This is a genomic window from Ohtaekwangia koreensis (assembly GCF_900167975.1).
Taxonomy (GTDB): domain Bacteria; phylum Bacteroidota; class Bacteroidia; order Cytophagales; family Cyclobacteriaceae; genus Ohtaekwangia; species Ohtaekwangia koreensis.
This window is the reverse complement of the sequence record NZ_FUZU01000003.1, coordinates 64100-85748: the sequence shown is the minus strand read 5'-3', so window position 1 is coordinate 85748 and position 21649 is coordinate 64100. Positions and strand designations below refer to the sequence as shown.

The window sequence follows — 21649 nt, the reverse complement described above, 5'->3', positions numbered from 1 at the left end:
ACGCATGAATATATACAGGGTGGCATGGATAATTTTTCTTGCAATTATTTTGGAGCAACGATATGGGTATACGCAGTCGAAATATACTATTGACGGGATCATTAAAGATGCCGCAGACGGGGAGTCGCTTATTGGCGTGAACGTTTTTATTCGTGAAACCGGGCAGGGGGTCGTTACAAACGCCTATGGTTTTTATTCGCTAACGCTACCAGCAGGATCTTATACAATCGAATATAGCTTTATCGGGTATAACAAGGTGACGCGGACTATACTGCTGGATAAAAACCTGAAACTTCACATCGAACTCCAGGAGCAGTCTTCCCAATTGGAAGAGATTGAAATCCTGGGTGAAAACGAAGGGCGCTCTTTGAGTATCAAGAGCATTGAGATGAGTACCAATAAGCTCGATATAAAAACTATTCAGAAGCTGCCTGCCCTGCTGGGCGAAGTGGATATTGTAAAGAGTCTTCAGTTTCTTCCCGGAGTGAGTCAGGCGGGAGAGGGGTCTTCCGGTTTCAATGTTCGGGGTGGAAGCACCGGGCAGAACCTGGTGCTGCTGGACGAAGCACCGGTATATAATTCATCACACATGCTGGGGTTCTTTTCAGTCTTCAACCCGGATGCCGTTAAAGATGTAAAGCTTTACAAGGGTGCTATACCGGCCAGCTATGGAGGCCGCACCAGTGCCGTGCTCGATGTGCGGATGAAAGAAGGTAACAGTAAACAAGTGGAAGTAAATGGAGGTGTTGGTCTGATCTTCTCCAGGCTATCGGTAGAAGGTCCCTTGGTAAAAGATAAGTCTTCCTTTATTGTAGCGGCACGCAGATCTTATATTGATGTACTGGCAGGCCCATTTCTGGATGGTGACTTGGGGCTTAATTTTTATGATATAACGCTCAAAACCAATTATACTCTCAATCAGAAAAATCGCTTGTATGTGTCGGGATATCTGGGGCGTGATAATTTCAGTTTGTCGGACGACGCCATTTTTAACTGGGGTAATAAGACGGCTACCGTTCGTTTGAACACTATTGTCAGCAGCAAGCTATTTGCAAACTTTTCTGGAGTATATAGCAACTACAACTATAGGCTTGGCTTTGATCAGGACGAGTCGAATTCATATGACTGGAATTCTTCCATCTCCAACTACCTGTTCAAGCCTGACTTCAGTTACTATATCAGTGAGACATCCGAGCTTAATTTTGGATTGGAAGCAACCTACTTTCGTTTCAATCCCTCCCGCACAGTGGGTGTTACCAATGGTGAAACTGTTGACAATAGCCTGGAGTTAAAGTATGCCCTTGAATCGGCAGCTTATATCAACCACAAGCTTAAACTCTCTCCTAGGGCGGATGTGTCGTATGGCTTGCGTCTCTCTCATTTTCGTTACCTCGGCGCGGGAACAGCCTATACATACAATGATACTATACCGGGTAAAAGGAGATCAGTGGTAAGCGAAAAAGAGTATGGCAGTGGTCAGACTATTGCCTCCTATACTACTCCCGAACCCAGGATATCCTTTAAGTATGAAACCGATGAGAACAGCTCAGTGAAAGCGAGCTATACCCGTACTTCACAATATATACACTTCATCTCGAACACAACGGCATCAAATCCTTTGAATGTGTGGACGCCCAGTACCAACAACTTAAAACCTACCGTTTCCAATCAGTTTACCCTGGGATACTTTCGTACACTCGGAGAGAAGAGTCAATATGAAGCTTCTGTGGAAACGTATTACCGTACGTCCGAAAATGAAGTAGACTATATTAACGGTGCTGACCTGTTGAGTAATCGTTATCTGGAAGGTGATTTGCTAAATGGACAAGGACGTGCATACGGTCTTGAAGTATATGCGCAGAAAAAGTCGGGACGACTTAGCGGGTGGGTCAGCTATACCTTGAGTCGTTCCGAGTTGAAAGTAAATGGTATCAATCGAGGCAAATGGTATCCTGCCCGCTACGACCAAACGCATAACCTGAAGGTGGTCGGCATCCTGGAGATCAACAAGCGCTGGTCGGCCACTGCAGACTTTGTTTTTACAACGGGAACTCCAACGACCTATCCCAACCAACGCTATACATCACAGGGTATACTTATTCCCTATAATTCTACCAACGCGCGCAATGATGTGCGCATCAGTAATTACCACCGTTTAGACCTTTCCCTCCGCATGGAGGGAAAAACGATTCGAAGAAATGGTAAAACACGCAGGAACCATGATTACTGGGTGTTCTCGGTGTATAACATTTATGCGCGCAAGAATGCGTTTTCTACCTACTTCTCACAATCGGATGATCGGGTGGCCACAGGCCAGCCGCTACAGGCAGAAGCTCACAAAGTCTCCATTATTGGCACCATGGTCCCTTCTGTATCCTACAATTTTAAGTTCTGATTATGCTGATACGCCAGACTATATATATACTTTTTTTATTCATCGGGACAACGGCACTTTGCATTTCATGCGATGATGTTATCGATGTGGACACCGGTACAACCGAAGCCATCCTCAATGTGGATGCCTGGATAAATAATAAATCGGAAACCCAGACTATTTCGCTGACACTTACACAGGATTATTTCGATAACAAGTCTCTGCCTCCTGCTGTATCAGGGGCGAGCGTTACCGTCACCGATGAGGCAGGGCAGGTATATATATTTCAGGAGGATACACTCTCCCGGGATGGTGCCTATCGCTGGAGACCGCAGTCCAATGAGACCATTGGTAGTGTGGGCACACGCTATACACTTACAGTATACTATAAAAGTGAAGTATTTATAGCAACCAGCCAGATGGAGCGTGTTCCTCCCATGGACAGCATTACGTTCTCAAAGCAGGATGATCTTGGCGGTCCACAGAGTGACGAAGATTTTTATCAAGCCGAGTTCTGGGCTAAAGACATCGCTGGGAAGGGAGACACCTACTGGATACGAACCTATAAAAATGGGAGTTTACTTAATAAGAGCAGCGAGCTCAACATAGCCTATGATGCGGCACAGTCTGCCGGCAGCGAGTTTGACGGCGTTACCTTCATTACTCCGGTGCGCACCGGTATAAATGCCAATGATGAAGATGAAGACGGGATGCGGGTTTCTTCAATAGACCCGGGAGACTCAATATATGTAGAGATACACTCAGTCACCGAAGCATCCTTTAACTACCTCAATGAAGTTATAACTCAGACGGATCGCAATGGCGGTCTTTCTGAATTGTTTATGTCCACGCCGCTGGCAAACGTATCGAGTAACGTGGTCAACCTCGATGGTAATGGCTCACCGGTAGTTGGTTTTTTTAATGTAGCGGCCGTGTCGGGACTGGGAAAAAAATTCAGATAACATATATATGCATACTATAATTAATGGAATAATCGTCCTGGGGAGCATAGCACTCTGTGCTTGTGCATCGTCCAAAAAAGTAGGGCAAAGTGAGTGGGCCGGCAAACCAATTACCATTGACGGCAAGCTGGAAGAATGGCAACAGCCAATGCAATATTACCACGCCGGCACCAAACTGAGCTATTCCATTCGCAATGATGGGGACAGACTATATATGTGTATCGTTGCTGCCGATCAAAATACGCAGACCAAAATTGCCCTGGCTGGATTTCAGGTTGCCCTCGATACAGCAGGAGGCAAAAAAAGACATGTCACGCTACTATATCCTTTTGTCGGTGCTGACCGTTCCTTGCCACCCACGCGCGAGTCTGGCGGCCGTGATACTGTCACCATGGAAAAGACAATCATAAGCCAGTCCAACACTATACGGGTAAAAGGATTCAATTTTGCGAAACAGGAAGAAGATATACCCTTGCAGAATTCGCGAGGGATCAATGTTGTCATTGGCTGGACTGCTGAGGGTAGTTTAGTTTATGAATTAGCGCTTCCCTTCAAGACGTTTATGCATACAGTGAAAGGTAAATCATTAGGAATACAATTGACAGTAAAAGGGCTTCCACCGGTGGGTGGCATTTCACCTTCTTCGGGAGGCATGAATAGTGGCATGCCACCGGGCGGACCTCCTATGGGGGGTGGTCCGGGTAGTGGAATGCCGAGCGGTAACACGATGTCAGAAATGTCTGCAGATAAAAGCCTACGCGTAGCCATTGCGTTGGCAAATGAATAGTTGCAATTACCAGAACTGGTATATATAACCGGTATATACTTAGATACAATTGTCTGGAGTTCAAGGTATATTGTTAAGTCATATAGCGGGAACAATGATAGCTTCCATGAATGTCGTAATCACGTCCTTGCCCCGCGCCAAACCAGGTTTGTGGTCATTCTTAGACCCAACATGATTTTGTGAAGTATGACTTTAATATCAACAAAGTGAAATTTGGGAAATCGCTGATTTTACGATTTAAATCAAACTGTGTTTCAGATACCCATCCACCACTTAAAAGCAGCCTTGCTAAAAGTAAATGCATAAACGGCAGTAAACAAATGAACTGTCTGGGTCGTAAAACAAACGAATGTGCAATCGTTACTTGCTTTTTTACTTGCAATAATATAGAATTGTATAAAGTACGCTTATTTCAAGTGCCGGCGGCTCGAAGAAGATTAATAACAAGTACGTAAATCCGTTCAGCTTGGGCTTGTCAAAGGGCGTGAAACACACGCCTGAATTTGTTCTACTTCCGCATTTATAGGTTTGTATGGGGGAGATAAGGTCATTCGAAATACTATCCGAAGAAAGGTTTGCAGAGATCTACCATGCTCTTTGGAGGAAGCTGTATAGCGTGGCTTATAATCACTTGCGGGATAAAACAGTCGCTCAGGAGCTTGTGCAGGATGTGTTTGTAAAGTTGTGGTTAAATAGAAAAAACATCAAGCAAGTAGAAAATGCAGAGGCCTACTTATTAACTGCGATCCGGAATAAAATTTACGATCACTTTGATAGTGTAGCCTGCAGGAAAAAGCACTACAAATTAGCCTTGGAAGATTTTTCGGAAGAGCTAAATGCAGTGGAAGATGTTGTTGTATTCAACGAGGGAATGAGCGTCATCAACGATGAGTTGGACAAAATGCCGGAAAAAACACAGGCTGTTTTTCGATTGAGTAAATTTCATAGATATTCAAATGATGAGATTGCCGAGAAAACACAGTTGTCTTCGAAAGCTGTAGAATATCACATCACTCAGGCTATAAAAAGACTACGTATTCGCTTAGCTATGTTTCTCTCGGAGATCCTTATTTTCTGCCTAGCTGTTCTTTAACAGCCAACACCCACATCAGGCTCAGTGCCTTTGAAATTTCCTTTGTGGCTTCTGCCTCATAATTATTTTGACAAATCAGTTTTAGGGTTACCCTCCATGGCAGCCGTCTTCACTTCGAGAGCCATTCTCTCGACCAGCCTATGAATTACGAAAAATTAGCCGAACTGATTAAGCGCTATAAATCCGGAACTGCGACTCCTGAGGAGATCGCCCTGCTGGATAAAATTTGGTCTGACGCTCAGAAAGATACTTCTGTTACAAGGGACCATACCGAAGAGCAACTGCAAGATATCGAGAACCAGATTTTTTTCTCTATTAAGAGCGAGATTCAGAAGAAAGAACGCGATCGAGAAAAATCTATTTCATATATACCATTACTCTATAAAATTGCCGCTACGGTGCTGCTTGTTATAGGGATTTCCCTCTGGTGGTATAGCGCATCAAATCGCCTGCATGAAATCCGGACGGCCTTTGGTGAACAGCGCACCATTACACTTCCTGATCAATCAAAGGTCATACTTAACGGCAACTCTGTACTTCAATACGCATCGAACTGGGACGAAAATACAGCGAGAGAAGTATGGATAGAAGGCGAAGGATTTTTCTCTGTAACCCATACGAAGAATCATCAGAAGTTTGTTGTGCATGGTGTTAATCAACTCAACGTTGAAGTCTTAGGTACAAAATTCAATGTAAACACACGTCATGCCTCATCCGAAGTTATGCTTACGGAAGGGAAAGTAAAACTCGAACTCGATGGAGCCGATACTAGCCAAGCACTCTTTTTAAAGCCGGGTGAACTGGCTACTGTAAAGAATAAAGAATTGTCTGCGCAGAGCGTCAACAAACAACGCTATACCTCGTGGGTCGAAAACAAACTATTTTTTGAACGGACTCCGTTGCGCGAAATATCCATTTTATTGAAAGACACCTATGGTCTGAATGTTACATTTTCAGATCCCGCACTTGAAACCAGAGAACTCTCCGGTGAAATATCGGCCACCACGGTCGATGAGATATTGTATGCAATTGGTGAAACCCTTGATCTCAAAGTTGAGAAACAGGGACAATTGGTCACGGTATACTCAAAACATCATTAGTAGTATATATCTATTGAACACTAACAACCCAAACCAAATCATGATGAGACACTACTTTATTAATCGTTACTTAAGATGGTGCTGTTTTAGCATAGCACTTTTAAGTTTTACGCATTTGACGAATGCTCAGGCGAACTTGTATGCAGACGCGAAAAAAACAAATGGTTATTCGCACCAGGCAAAGCGCTCTTTGCATGAGGTACTTTCGGAAATCCAAACTCACTTTAAGGTCTCTTTTGTCTATGAGTCTGCGGTCATAGACGGCAAAGAGATAGTGGGAAAAATTTCTTACAGCAACAATGTCGAAAAGACATTGAACGCTGTGTTGATTCCTGTTGGATTAAAGTATATAAAGGTTAACAAGTCAACGTACTCGATCTTGTCCACTTCTGGTTCTCAGTCTATCCGAAAGGAGATGGGCGCATTGAAGGCAGACAGCAGCGCTGATGAACCTGTTCTGGAAGTATATTCTGACCAGGCAACGAGTCCAATATCAAATTCTGATATAGATATAGTTGTGAAGGGCCGCGTCACAGATGATAACGCAAGTCCAATTCCGGGCGTAAATATTTTGATAAAAGGAACAGCCCTGGGAACAACGACTGACACCGATGGTAGATTTTCTCTGGATGTTCCGAATGCTGATGCTGTACTGGTGATAAGCTTTATCGGTTTTGTATCGCAGGAAGTTGTCGTGGGCAATCAAACGGACATCAATATCGCTTTGAAACCAGATGTTCAACAATTGGGTGAAGTTGTCGTTGTCGGCTATGGTACACAGAAAAAGGCATCTCTCACAGGAGCTATTTCATCCCTGTCCTCTAAAGAGATAAGTGCACAGCCCGTAGTAAACGTAGGCCAGGCTTTACAAGGTCGCATCGCCGGTGTTTCTGTGACTAACAATGGCGCACCTGGTGAAGCTCCAATCATCAGGGTGAGAGGCGTTGGTACCATTAATAACGCCAATCCTTTATTCGTAGTTGATGGATTTCCGACTTCAGATCTGAACAGCTTCAACCCTAAAGATATCGAGTCGGTTGATGTGTTAAAAGATGCAAGTGCTGCTGCGATCTACGGCTCCAGAGCTTCCAACGGCGTGGTGTTGATCACTACAAAAAGTGGTGCTCACAATAAAAAGCTAAGCGTGAACTTTGATAGCTATTACGGAGTGGAGCAGGCATGGCGAAAGCTCGATCTGTTAAATACGGATCAATACATAGACTTTGCTACGGAGTTAATGACCAATGCTGATATATATAAGAACGAAACCAATGGCACCGATCCGGATGTAGTAGTTGGCTCTGGCGTTCCCGATAGAATTGAATTGGGTGGCTTGGATCAGCCCATCAACTCACAGACATCGCAGACCTTCAGACAAACAAATACTGACTGGCAGGATGAGATGTTTAGAACAGGCCGCATTCAGCAGCACAAGGTTGAATTATCAGGCGGCTCAGCGGCATCTAAAATGTTTGCATCCATGGGATACTTCGAACAGGAGGGGATCATGTTGGGCACAGGCTACCAACGAGGTGATGTACGGTTAAATACAGACCACAACGTATCTAAAAGAGTAACCGTTGGACAAAACTTTTATATAGCTTATGACGAACGTAAAGTAGAGCAACAGGCCGGCGGCCGAACACAACTTCAGCATATGTTCCGAAGCTCTCCTTATTTCCCGGTATATAACCCTGATAACTTCGGTGGATTTTTTGGTGCTCAGAGCGTAGATGGATCTGATCCGGAAAATCCCGTGCGGATTGCTTTACAGGATAAACAAAATCAGCAGCGACTAAAGCTTTTAGGTAATGCCTATGTTGATGTTAAGATTTTTGATTTCCTGACGTACCGGTTCAAAGCGGGTGTTGACTACGTTGCGTATACCCAACGAAGTCACTCGGCTGCCTATAACACCGGTGGATATTCAAACCGTGCGGCTGCCTTGCTAAATCAGAACAGACAGGACTTTACATCAGTACTGCTCACCAATCAGTTAACGTTCGATAAAACTTTTGGAAAGCATTCGATCAACGCAACAGTTGTTGCCGAGCAGCAGACAAACAACTTTTCACAGGTCACAGGAGCCGGTGAAAATCCAATATCGAATGACATAACCCAGCCAGTAGGCTTGTCCAAGTTAAGTTTCAATGGCGACAGGTCTCAGTCGGCATTGATCTCCTATATCGGAAGAGTGAACTACGAATATAATGGCAAATATTTACTAGGGGCCTCTTTCAGACGCGATGGATCATCACGATTCAGTCCTGCTAACCGATGGGGTAACTTCCCGGCTGTATCTGCCGGATGGCGTATCAGTGAAGAATCGTTTTTAGCAAATAATGATATCGTGAGTGATCTGAAACTTCGCGCCAGCTATGGAGTGACGGGTAATAACAGCAGCGGAGATTATGCATGGATCTCTACCATATCCAGCAATCAGATCTATCAATTTGGTGGTGCTGCTGTAACAGGATATACCATTCGGGCTCTTGCTAACACTGACCTGACCTGGGAGTCCACCTATATGACAAACATAGGCTTGGATGTAGGTGTTCTCAATAATCAGTTGACGCTGTCAGTTGAGTATTTCAACAACCGGACAAAAGACATGATTATTTCACGTCCGATTCCGCTTTCCTTTGGCTATGATGTAAACCCGTTTGACAACGTTGGTGAGGTTGAAAATAAAGGCTATGAAATTGAACTTGGTTACGAAAAATCCTCCGGTGATTTTACCTTCGGCGCTTCCGGAAACATCTCGTTCATAAAGAATGAGGTGCTCAGCCTGGGAGAAGAAGGCACTACAATCGCGCAAGGCGACTGGTATGGTGATAACCTGACGCTCACAAAAGTAGGAGAGCCTATCGGCTATTTCAATGGATATGTAGTGGATGGTATATTTCAGGAAGGAGAAGCACATCCGATGCAACCCAATGCCAGAGCGGGCGATATCCGCTTTAAAGATGTTACCGGTGATGGCGTATTGAATGCTGAAGATAAAACCAATGTCGGGCACTTTCTTCCTGATTTTTCGTATGGTGTTAACTTCTCTGCGAACTGGAAAGGATTTGATGCCTCGCTGTTTTTGCAGGGCGTTTCCGGAAATGAAATTTATAGCATCGTAAAATATGACCTGGAGGGTATGACCAGATTATTTAATGCCGGAACAGCGGTGTTAAACCGATGGACTCCTGAGAACCCTAACACGAATGTTCCCCGCGCTATATCTGGTGATCCCAATCAAAATGCCAGGGCTTCTGACCGTTTCGTGGAAGATGGTTCCTATTTTAGAATAAAGAACCTGACGCTAGGCTATAACTTTTCGTCCCCTGGTTCTTTTACCGCGGGTGCTGTCACAAGACTGAGAATCTATACCACCATGCAAAACTTGCTTACCATCACTAAGTATAAGAGCGGTTATGACCCTGAGATTGGTAACCGAAATGTAAGCACCAACGGACTTACCACAGGAATTGACTACGGCCAGTTTCCGCAGGCAAGAAGTATCGTAGTGGGATTACAAGTAGGGTTTTAACGGGTTTTCATTTGATCATTAATTAAGCATTACAATGAAAAGAAAATTAATATTATCACTGATAGGGATGTTGGCGTTCACCTTGTCGTGTAACGACAATATACTGGACAAGTCTAATCCCAATGAATTCACGCCTGAGTCATTCTACAAAAATGGCGATCAGATCGTAGGCGGTGTAAATGCAGTTTATTCAAGCCTGCAAAGCCTGGACCTTTTTTGCCGCGAGTATTTTTTCTTGCACGACATGAGAGGTGACGATGTCGCTTCGGGTGGTGGTCAGCTTGAAACGCACCGGGGACAGTTATTAACAGGTACCCATGATGCTTCCAATGGCGTGCTCATGCAAGTTTGGCGTGGATGGTATAGACTCATCCATCAGGCCAACCAGGTAATCGATAACGCTCCGAAGGCTACCGAAAATGTTACTGAAGAATTGAAATTGCGCGTTGTAGGCGAGGCTAAATTTTTGAGAGCATTAGCATATTTCGACCTGGTTACGGTGTGGGGTGGAGTGCCGCTAATGGAAACGTACGCGAAAGCAATCGGTGAAGATAAACCTCGCGCAACCGCAGATGAAGTATATAACTTGATCATCTCCGATCTTCAAACTGCTATAGCGAACCTTCCTTTGAAAGCAGAGTACAATGACAGTAATGTGGGAAGAGCCAACAAGGAAGCAGCTCAGAACCTCCTGGCGCGCGTGTACATGCAGCGGGGGCAGTACAACCTGGCCGAACCATTGCTGGCGGAAATCATCAATGGAGGGGCTTTTAATGACTGGGCCGATGTTCCATACATAGAGAACTTCAGAGAAGAAAATGAATTCAATACCGAGTCCCTGTTTGAAGTTGCTTTTACAGAGGCTAACGGAGGATCAAGCTGGGATGCCACCGGACAAGGAACGAGCACAGAAGTAACGTTCCGTGGGCAAGAGTACGGTCCTAACGCATGGAGAAATCTCATTCCATCAACGTCTTTGATGGAAGAGTATGAAAAGGTAGCGGACGGTGATCCAAAGGACGACCCCAGGTATAATGATACATTCTATTTTATCGGCGATGAGTACTCGAACGGAACCAAAGTGCTTGAAAACTGGGGCTGGAAGAAGTATCAAAAAATCTATAAGGCCGATAACGAAGATCAACGATCGGGTATCAATATGAGAGTAATGCGTTATGCTGAAGTGTTGCTGAACATGGCGGAAGTTCAGAATGCATTGGGGAATGATGGTGACGCTATTGATTACTTGAACGAAGTAAGATCAAGAGAAGGTGTTGAAATGCCTCCATACCCAACAGCCAACTATCCGGTGAACTCTCCTTCGGAAGTCTTCAGGGCAATCATTCATGAAAGAAGAGTTGAACTGGCAGGCGAACAGATCCGAAACAGAGATATACTTCGCTGGCGGGCATTGGGTAAACTGCCTTCAGAACCGCTCTCATACTATGCCGAAAAACATGCATTGGCGCCTATACCACAGCAGGAAATAAACAGTAACGCTGTGTTGACGCAGGCCGATCAAAACCCAGGTTGGTAAGCTGTTACCAGGCGTTAGACATTGTAAAGGAGCGAGTATTTTTCTCGCTCCTTTTCATATTTACAGTACGTGCAAACTTGATACCCTAACTTATTATGCCTGTAGAAAAAAAATGCAAGACGATAAGAGTTTTCAATGTCGTTCGTATTCAATATGTTCTTGCTATAGTAATGCTTGGCTGGCTATTGCCGGGTTGTGATGGTCAGGATGAGAAAACATTATTTCAGTTACTTCCATCCTCTGTTACAGGTATAGCTTTCAAAAACGAACTAACCGAAACAGACAGTTTTAATGTGTTAAGTTTCGAGTATATCTACAACGGTGCAGGTGTTGGCGTTGGCGATGTGAACAACGATGGGCTAACCGATATATTCTTTGCGGGCAATATGGTGTCGAGCGCACTATATCTGAACAAAGGTAATTTCAAATTTGACGATATCAGCGAAAGCGCTTCCATAAAAACCAAGGTGTGGTGCACAGGAGTATCGATGGTTGATATCAATCAGGATGGACTGCTGGATGTATATATATCCACGATTCAACCCTATACCAACAGGCCTCCGGTGCCTAATCTTTTATACCTCAACAAAGGCGTCAACCAAGCGGGAATTCCCGTATTTGAAGAAGTCGCTGCAAAAGTAGGACTGGCAGATTCCAGCTACGCAACGCAGGCCGCTTTCCTCGACTACGATTTGGATGGCGATCTGGACATGTATATGCTAACCAACGCACTCGAGTCGTATAACCGAAACCAGATCATGGGACTGCGAAATGATGGTACCGGTAAAAGTGTAGATAAATTCTATCGCAATGACGGTGTGGTTAACGGTCTTCCGGTTTTCAAAGATGTATCGGCAGAGGTTGGCGTACAGGCAGAAGGCTGGGGGCTCGGTATCGTTGTGAACGACATCAACCGCGATGGATATCCTGATCTATATATAGCCAATGATTTCATGTCTAACGACCATCTATATATCAATACAGGCGATGGCAAGTTTGTAAATACGATAAGTTCGATGCTCAAACACCAGGAGCAGAACGGGATGGGAATAGATATAGCAGACATTAACAATGATGCATTGAATGATATTGTTGTGTTGGACATGTTGCCGGATGACAACCTGCGGCAAAAGACCATGTTCTCAACAGTCGGTTATGATCGCTTCCGGCTTTTTCGCGAGAAGGGATACCAATATCAGTACATCCGAAATGTGTTACAGCTCAATAACGGTAACAATACATTCAGTGATATAGGATACTTCTCCGGTATATATGCTACCGACTGGAGCTGGAGCAGCTTGTTTGCTGATTTTGACAATGATGGCTACCGCGACTTGTTTGTAGGTAATGGCTATCGCAAGGATGTTACAGACCAGGACTTTATAGCATACGGTAAAGAGCTTGCCATGTTTAGCACCGATAGAAACAGGATGAAGCACATTCGCCAGGAAGTGGAAAAGCTGCCGGGAGTGCGAAAGCCTAATTTCCTTTTCCGTAACAATGGTGACCTGACGTTCACAGATAAAGCTAAAGAATGGGGACTCGATCAACCATCCTATTCAAATGGTGCTGCGTATGCTGACTTGGATAATGATGGCGATCTCGATCTGGTTACCAACAACATCAACGATGAAGCATTTGTATATCGGAATGATCTGATTACGGCTGAAACCAAAAGTGATCATCATTTTTTAAGAATCAAACTACAAGGAGAAAAGGGCAACCTCGCGGGATACGGCACAACGGTATCACTATACGCTAATGCACAGGTACATTATGCCGAACACCAGACTATACGTGGTTACAAATCTACGGTTGAAAATATCGAGCACGTTGGTCTTGGTAAAGTGCCTTCCGGTAAAGTTGATTCAATCAAAATAATGTGGCCGGGAGGGAAGAGTCAAACCTTGCGAAATGTTCCAGTGAATCAAGTCATCACCGTAAAGATGAGCGATGCAGTTGCCGCTGCTAAGAACAGTGTTCCTTCTGCAACTGTGTTAACAGAATCCCATCAGGCAGTTGGTATATACTATAAACATCATGAAGAAGAATTTGTTGATTTTCTGGAAGGCCAGTTTTTGTTACCGCACAAGCACTCACAGGGTGGACCCGGCATCACCGTTGGTGATGTGAATGGTGATGGACTTGATGATTTTATACTGGGAGGGTCCGCTGGCAAGTGTGCTAAAATTTTTCTGCAGCAAGGAAATGGTTCGTTTAAAACAGATTCTCTTCCTGCAAAGGTTGCTGAAGACATGGGCGTTCTTCTTTTTGATGCCGATTATGATGGAGACCTGGATTTATACTGTGTTAGTGGAAGCTCTGAATTTAAACGCGACAAAGTAAATTATCAGGATCGGTTCTATAGAAATTCCGGCAAAGGAAAATTCGTGCATGACACCAACGCTTTGCCAGAACTTACCAGCAGCGGAAGTTGTGTAGCAGCAAATGATTTTGATCGTGATGGAGATCTTGATCTCTTTGTCGGAGGAAGAGTTGTTCCACTGCGTTATCCGGAAGCACCCGAGAGCTATATTCTCGTCAATAACGGAAATGGAAAATTTGAAAACAAAACATCAACGTTCTCTTCCGTGCTTGGCAGCATCGGTATGGTAACTTCAGCAATTTGGTCTGATGTAAATAATGATAACTGGACAGATTTGGTATTGGTGGGAGAGTGGATGCCGATTACGTTTTTTATAAATGAAAAAGGAAAATCGTTTACCCCTTTAACACTGGAGAATTCAGCAGGGTGGTGGAATAGTATATCCGGTGGCGACTTTGATAACGATGGTGATATAGATTATATAGCCGGTAACCTCGGGCGCAATTCGATCTATAAAGCATCCGATGATGAACCTGTTACGGTATATGCAAAAGACTTTGATAACAACGGTTCCGTTGACCCTATTCTTTGCCGGTATATCCAGGGCAAGGAACATCCCGTTCATCCGCGGGAGGCGCTTACCGGCCAGATTCCAGGCCTGCGCGGTGTTGCACTTCGCTATTCGCTATATGGCGGCATGGGTATACAGGATCTGCTTTCCAAAGAGAAATTGGAGAATTCGATGGTGTTGAAAAGTACAATGCTCTCATCGGTATATATCCAAAATAACGGCAACAATAATTTTGAAATAAAACCACTGCCCCCTCAAGCGCAATTCTCACCCATGTTCGGAATGTTGATAACCGATCTGGATGAAGATGGAAATCTGGATATACTTTCAGTCGGTAATTCATATGCGTCCGAAGTCTTATCGGGTTACTATGACGCTGGCATCGGCAACTATCTTCAGGGGGATGGTAAAGGAAACTTCAAAGCTGTCCCCGTCACACAGTCTGGATTTTTTGTCGATGGCGATGCTAAAGCTATAGCAAAGTTGATTTCCAAACAAGGAAGAGAACTGTTCCTGGTCACGCAGAATAGAGATAGCCTTAAAGTATATATGAAGCCTGGTAAAATAACAAGTGGTGTTCAGTCTGTTGTGCGAGTAAAGCCGGATGATGAATATGCTATCGTTGAACTGGCCAATGGAAAAAAGAGAAAGGAAGAACTATATATAGGCAGTGGATATCTTTCATCTTCGAGCAGAGCTTTCGTTAAGAATAGAAATGTTTCCAAGGTTACAACTTCGGGAAGGACACCTGAAAAGCGTTGACCAATTGTACGAATAGTATAAATACTCCATGAGGAAAATTACAGGCATCGTATATATACTTCTCTACTGCCTGATTATTTCATGTAGCAGGGAAGAGGCTTCTCACAAGGAAATGTTGAATCTGCTCAAGCAGTTACAAACAAACTATAGTCAATTTGATAATTACTATGCTTCCGAGGCGCACGTCCGGTATTATGATTCTTTGATCAACGCTTCCGGTAGTGCGCAAGATATCATGTTCTTTACGCACAGCAAGGCAAGAGCATTGATTGCATTGGGACGCGAAGATGAGGCTGTGCTGATCCTCAAGCCACAGGTGCAAAAGATCATCACTGAAAACATTCAGGGGATGGATCGCATGAAAGTGCTTTTGGCACTCGCATACCTACGCGGTGGAGAAAGAATGAATTGCATCCGGAACCATTCACCTGAGACATGCATCTTACCCATTCAAGGTAGAGGCATTCATCAATTGCCGGATGGTTCACGCAATGCCGCTCGCATGTATGAAGAACTACTCCAGGACAATCCTCAGAACCTGGAGTATCGATGGCTTCTCAATATAGCCTATATGACGCTTGGCGAATATCCTGCATGCGTTTCACAGTCGATGCTCGTTCCGGGTCTCGAAGTTTCAATGCCGGAGATTGACTCGGGTGTTTTTATAAAACCTTTTCAAGATATAGCTTCTCCACTTTCGCTGGATATAAACAATATGGCCGGTGGATGTATCATGGATGATTTTGATAACGATGGATTACTGGATATAGTAACGTCAGCATGGGGCGTGGATGAGCAGATGCATTATTTTAAAAATAACGGCGATGGATCTTTCACCGATCGAAGTGAAGCGACAAGATTAAAACAATTAACCGGTGGCTTGAACCTGATGCAGATGGACTATAACAATGACGGCTTCAAAGATATATTTGTTTTACGAGGAGCCTGGCTTCGCGGCAACTATGGCAAACAACCCAATTCGCTTCTCAAAAATAATGGTGATGGCACGTTCACCGATGTTACGATCATGAGTGGCCTCCTGTCACTTCATCCAACACAAACGGCAACGTGGAATGACTTCAACAATGATGGTTGGTTAGATGTATTCATCGGCAATGAATCATGGGAAGGGAATGCGATCTCAGGCCCACATCCTGCCGAGTTATTTCTGAGCAATCAGGACGGTACCTTTACCAATGTAGCTGCGCAGTCTCATGTTGATGTAACAGGCTTTGTGAAGGGTGTTACCTCGGGCGACTATAACAACGATGGCTGGAAAGATATATTTGTGACATCACTGTCAGGTGAGCGCTTTTTGTTGAAGAATAAAGGTGCTTCCGCAAATATACCAATGTTTGAAGATGTTACGAAACAGGCAGGTGTTGCCGCTGACGGAGTTAGCAGAACATTTCCGACATGGTTTTGGGACTATAACAATGACGGCTGGCTCGACATCTTTGTTGGAGACTTTACATTCGACAGGCCGATCGCTGCATATTCAGCTGCCGAAGCTTTGAACATCTCAACGGGAAGGTCAGGTGCAGGTATAGTATATAAAAACAATCAGGACGGAACATTTACCAATGTTTCTCAAGAAATGGGATTGGTCAAGAAAGCATTTGCCATGGGGGCAAACTTTGGTGATATAGACAACGATGGGTATCTCGATATGTATTTGGGCACCGGTAATCCTGAACTCGAATCGATCGTTCCGAATAAGCTTTTCAAAAATATAGGCGGAAAAAGATTTGTGGACGTTACTTCGCCGGCAAGAGTAGGACACCTTCAAAAAGGACATGCCATTTCATTTGCAGATGTAGACAATGATGGTGATCAGGATATATACATCGAGTTGGGCGGTGCCTACAAGGGAGATGCTTTTCAGAATGCTTTTTACCTCAACCCGAATCAGGATGAACGAAACCGGTGGATCGTACTTGACCTGGCGAGTACAAAAGCAAATCGTTGTGCTATAGGAGCTCGCATCAAGATTACCATTACAGAAGACGGAATAAAGCGTAGTATATATCGTGATGTTAATTCAGGTGGAAGCTTCGGAGCTTCTCCACTTCGAAGAGAAATAGGCATTGGTCGTGCAAAGATGATTGACGAAATCGAAATTCAATGGCATCCGGGTAACAAACAGGTTTTTCAAAATATTGAACCGAATCAATTTCTTCGCATTGTAGAAGGCAGCAATGAAATAGAGCGCATACCGATGAAAGCCCTTCGGTTCGATACTGATCACTTGCACAGGCACTCCTATAAGATGTCTTATACATCGGATTCGACTGCTGAAATTCCTTTGTGTAAATAGCATCTCGTTAAACCTGTTGAGTCTTTCGAAGTCTCGTTAAGAAATATACTTGCAGGTTCATCTATAAAGTAAAACTGGCCGACATTTAACATGCCGACCAGTTGATACTAAAGTGTTACGCTATATTTCTATTTCTTCGGCTTTGCAGCCAGGAAGTCGTTCACATTCAGCCAGTGAATGAATGCATCAAACCAGTGATTACTGGTTCGGTCAGGATTTCCGAGTCCGAAGCCATGTCCACCATTCTGGTATAGATGAAACTCTACAGGTCGGCCCGCTTTATACCACGAATCAATTACTCCAAACTGTCCGCGGAAGAGAAAGTCATCGCTGGCTATAACACTAAACATCGGAGGAGCATTCTTGGGTACATCCACGGCACCCATGCCGCCATAGATAGGACCGATGAAATGTAGTTTCATTAACTTCGAATTGAGCGTGCAGTGCATCGTAAGTCCAGCGCCCGCTGAAAAGCCGATCATACCCAGGCGAGCCGTGTCAACGCCCCATTCAGAAGCGCGGCTTACAATCATCTTATAGGCTGCTTCAGCATCCTGAAGTTGGTTCGATAAATCCATCGGTGGTCTGGCAGGTGCTGTTTCTTTTTTACTGTCACCGGCAGCGGGTGTCACAGAAGCGAAAGTTCTGTTCATCGACTCTTTGAAACCATCAAGTGACTCCGGAGTAGGGAAGAGACGATACTTGAGCACAAACGCAGCTATACCCTGATCAGCAAGAGCCTGCGCCACTTCCCAGCCCTCGTTACTCAGTGATAACCATCTGAAGCCACCACCAGGCGCAACGATCACAGCAGCACCATTGGCTTTGCCAGGTTTAGGTAGGAACGGAGTGAGCGTTGCCTTGGAAATGTTTCGCGCCATCGGGTCGCCCCACTGGCGAAACCACGTTTCAGGCGCGGGTTGTCCTTGAACACCACCCGTGCCGAGTGGAATGGCATTAGGCTCTGCAGGCGTTGCGAGCGGATATATAGTGCCATCCTGCGCCATGGCAAATGTGTTGATGAAGAGCAAGGTAGCCAGCATGACAATTTTAGTCAGCTTGTTTACGAAGTTAAACATGGTAAGATTGGGGTTGGGTGAATGATTTAAAAGTGTATTATATATAGGTATAGCAATCTGTTTGTCGATTGCTTTTTGTAAAACTTGTCATGATCAATCCAATAAAACGATTACTTGAAAAGCACTTGCGAAAAGTTGTACAGATTGTTTCTCCATACAGGCCATGCATGGCCGCCAGGATATTCGCTATAGGTATATTTGATACCGAGCTCATCGAACTTGCTACACATGATTTTGCAGTTGTTATAAGCGATGTCTTCTTTTCCACCCATCGCGATCCAAAAACTTTTCAGGTCAGTATTGATCGTGGAGGCGTTACCTTTCATGAAATCATATTGAGGTTGAGACAAGTTGGGTTGATTGCCAAACCATCCTGAACTGAACACGCCCAGGTATGAAAATAAATTGGTGTTTCGGGCGCCTGCATATAAGGTTTGTAATCCCCCCATGGAAAGACCTGCGAGCGCTCTCTTTTTTTGATCCGTTTCCGCGCGATAGCTTTTCTCCACGAATGGAATAACGACTTGCTTTAATTCGTCTTCAAACATTCGCAGTGATTGCTCTCCGAAATTAGCTATACTTCCGGTGCCGAGATTCCCATCCATCATGACAATAAGCATGGGCTTTGCTTTCTTTTCAGCGATAAGATTATCCAGGATTAGATTTGTCTTTCCTTGCGTTGCCCAACCTGTTTCATCCTCGCCACCACCATGAAGTATATATAGCACCGGATACTTTTCGCTGGCGTTATCATATCCCGGTGGTGTATAGATATACATCCTGCGCCATGAACCCGTCACCGCGGAATAATATTGTCTGGTGCGCACATCACCGTGAGGAACATCCTTTACAGCGTAGTAGTCATCTCCCGGGAAAGGCATCTCCAGTCCACTCGCCATTCGACCCATTCCATAAAATGTTTGACTCGAAGGATCTGCCACGGCAATACCATCAATGAGTAGAGAGTAGTAATGAAATCCTTCGGAGATCGAGTCTGTGGTTACTTCCCAGAAATCATTTGCATCTTTTACCAGGTCATACTTCTTACCAAGATCGATCTGCACCTTCTTTGCGTCTGGTGCCTTGAGTCGAAACAATACGCGACTGCCCGGAAGTATACGCGGATATTTTGCAGCTCTTACATTGGTAGCTGCTGCCGTTCCCAACACAGTATATTTTTCAAACGCTTTGGGATTGGGTGTTTTAAAAAGCAATTGCGAAAACATATAGAGATCGTTTTTCCAAACCTTAAAGTCATGTCCACCGGGCTCAACATAAAAAATGTGCGGGATGTTGGCAGCCTTCGCATAGTCATGTGTGCGCTGGCTGAAGAGCATAAGGTTGTCATCGATTCCACAGGAGATCCAAAGGAGCTTCAATTGTGCCTTCGCTTTGTCAGGAGCGGGGAAGAGTGCTTCCGGAACCTTCGTATTGGGTGCAGAAGAAAAACCACCGACCCAGGCAAACGTATCCAGGTTACCTAAGCCAAAATTGAGTGACTGACCACCGCCCATGGACAGGCCTGCGATAGCTCGGTGTTCCCGATCTTTTAAGACAGAATATTTTTTTTCCACCAATGGAATCAAGTCGCGCAGCAAGTCTTTTTCAAATGTTGAAAACGCTTTCACTTTCACACTATCAAAAACATTTCCCACTGCACGATCATCTTTCATCGCCCGTCCATTAGGCAGCACAACAATCATGGGCGCTATTTTATTTTCAGCATATAGATTGTCAAGAATAATTTGTGGGCTTCCGGACTTTAACCACTCTTTTTCATCGCCACCAATTCCGTGCAGCAGATATAGCACGGGGTATTTTTTCTTTTTGCTATAGCCAGGTGGTGTATAGACCAGCATTTTTCGCGATGCACTCACGGTTGTAGAGTGGTACGATATCGAATCAATTTTTCCATGTATAGTGTGATTGCGGGTAACATCAAAACCATCTGGTGCGCGCAGGACAGGCTGTTGTGCATATACTTGCGTGAGCATTAGTAGTTGAAGAATCAAAAGGGGCATTTTTTTCATGGCGTTTATTTGGTTGTGTTTGGTTGATTCCTTGATAAGGCAACAGTTTACATATACTTTCAAATTGCCTGCATCAAGAGCCAATAATAAAGTGTTTAGAATACAATTAAACAACAGGTGATTATCTGGAATGCATGAGATCTGTGGTGAGCGGCACGGCGGGTATATTTTGGACAAGCGGAAGACATCCCGCATTGTAAACGTGTGCAATATCAACCGGCGGTGTTTATTGGAAGTTTTAAACAGACTCAGACAGAATAGATTTTAGTATACTAGGCAAACCTGGAATGCGTGGAAGCGAATGGTGATTATTGGATGGCATCTGGGTCTCTGCACATCCCCCGGCTGCTAATGGGAATTGATATATCATCGCTTTGATTTTCATTCCGGCACCTTCAAGCCACGAAATAACATGCTATAGTATGAGATGCTTTGATGTTTGTGACTATAAAACAACCGTGTGTACTAGTACACATTATATATAAAGCACGCACACAGCAAAGTTTTTAACAAAAAGTCATTCGTTCGCCAAATAGTCCCATTATAAAATGCTCAAACCTATATACACATCGTCTCACGGTAAATAAAAAGAAATGTGTAGAATTCTACGCCAGCGATTGCCCGTTAACCCTCGGGAAGAACTACGCCTTGTAAAAATAGATTTGGTCAAGGAGAATACAGCACACATGTGAGCCTGTAATGAGACTATTTGTGCAGGTCGTAGACTGAGAAGCCTCATTTTGTAGACTTTTTATGTGTTGTCTTTCTGGTATATATAGTAGTTGAATTATTGGACTGTTTATTAGAGACTGGCCGATCATAAATATGCTCTGTTAAGTCTACGTATTTTCCGCATACCCGTATAGGTATAATTCAGGATTGTCTTGCGACCACCTCTTGTCTAAGTTTATAGCAGCGTTGTCAAATACTGTGGAAATTGGTGTTTAATCTAAATATACCTATAGATGAGAAACTTTCATTAAAGCGTCTTTCAATTGATTCCTGTCCAAGGCGACATGAATATATACCAAAGTCCTGCTATTGCAAATACTATCCGGCAGGCTCGTTAAAATAATTTATAATAATCATTTAAACTTTAGTTATGATTTTTTCTACTATGCATGTAAGGTGCATATCTGTTGCTGTCAGGTTACAACGACAAGCAGCATTGTT

At 44.1% G+C, this 21649-nt stretch carries 11 protein-coding genes; 9 read left to right on the top strand and 2 right to left on the bottom strand.

Annotation, left to right across the window (positions count from 1 at the left end; all coding sequences use genetic code 11):
* The first annotated feature begins 4 nt into the window (after nt 1–4).
* From B5Y40_RS19555 to B5Y40_RS19515, 9 genes are all read left to right on the top strand, one after another.
* Nucleotides 5–2395: a TonB-dependent receptor gene (locus tag B5Y40_RS19555; RefSeq protein WP_079688544.1), complete on the top strand. Its 2391-nt coding sequence runs from the start codon at nt 5–7 to the stop codon at nt 2393–2395.
* A gap of 2 nt (nt 2396–2397) precedes the next feature.
* A complete protein-coding gene (locus B5Y40_RS19550; RefSeq protein WP_079688543.1) occupies nt 2398–3336 on the top strand; it encodes a DUF4249 domain-containing protein in 939 nt (312 codons plus the stop codon).
* Between the two features lie 7 nt (nt 3337–3343).
* Nucleotides 3344–4123, top strand: a complete 780-nt coding sequence (locus tag B5Y40_RS19545; RefSeq protein WP_079688542.1) for a hypothetical protein — start codon at nt 3344–3346, stop codon at nt 4121–4123.
* 532 nt (nt 4124–4655) lie between these two features.
* The gene (locus tag B5Y40_RS19540; RefSeq protein WP_079688541.1) at nt 4656–5216 is read left to right on the top strand and encodes an RNA polymerase sigma-70 factor; all 561 of its coding nucleotides are present in this window, start codon (nt 4656–4658) and stop codon (nt 5214–5216) included.
* A 140-nt stretch (nt 5217–5356) separates the two neighbouring features.
* Nucleotides 5357–6316: a FecR family protein gene (locus B5Y40_RS19535; protein WP_079688540.1), complete on the top strand. Its 960-nt coding sequence runs from the start codon at nt 5357–5359 to the stop codon at nt 6314–6316.
* A gap of 40 nt (nt 6317–6356) precedes the next feature.
* Nucleotides 6357–9854, top strand: a complete 3498-nt coding sequence (locus B5Y40_RS19530; RefSeq protein ID WP_159453747.1) for a SusC/RagA family TonB-linked outer membrane protein — start codon at nt 6357–6359, stop codon at nt 9852–9854.
* 34 nt (nt 9855–9888) lie between these two features.
* The gene (locus tag B5Y40_RS19525; RefSeq protein ID WP_079688538.1) at nt 9889–11391 is read left to right on the top strand and encodes a RagB/SusD family nutrient uptake outer membrane protein; all 1503 of its coding nucleotides are present in this window, start codon (nt 9889–9891) and stop codon (nt 11389–11391) included.
* A 95-nt stretch (nt 11392–11486) separates the two neighbouring features.
* Complete coding sequence (locus B5Y40_RS19520; RefSeq protein ID WP_079688537.1) at nt 11487–15050, top strand: VCBS repeat-containing protein; 3564 nt, start codon at nt 11487–11489, stop codon at nt 15048–15050.
* Between the two features lie 28 nt (nt 15051–15078).
* Nucleotides 15079–17367 (top strand): CRTAC1 family protein, encoded by a 2289-nt coding sequence (locus B5Y40_RS19515; protein ID WP_079688536.1) that lies wholly within the window; start codon nt 15079–15081, stop codon nt 17365–17367.
* Nucleotides 17368–17495: 128 nt separating this feature from the next.
* Here the strand turns inward: B5Y40_RS19515 and B5Y40_RS19510 are convergent, their stop codons facing one another.
* On the bottom strand, nt 17496–18410 hold the full coding sequence (locus tag B5Y40_RS19510) for an alpha/beta hydrolase (protein WP_245840720.1): 915 nt from the start codon (nt 18408–18410) through the stop codon (nt 17496–17498).
* A 146-nt stretch (nt 18411–18556) separates the two neighbouring features.
* A complete protein-coding gene (locus B5Y40_RS19505) occupies nt 18557–20476 on the bottom strand; it encodes an alpha/beta hydrolase-fold protein (protein ID WP_079689266.1) in 1920 nt (639 codons plus the stop codon).
* Nucleotides 20477–21649: the final 1173 nt, after the last annotated feature.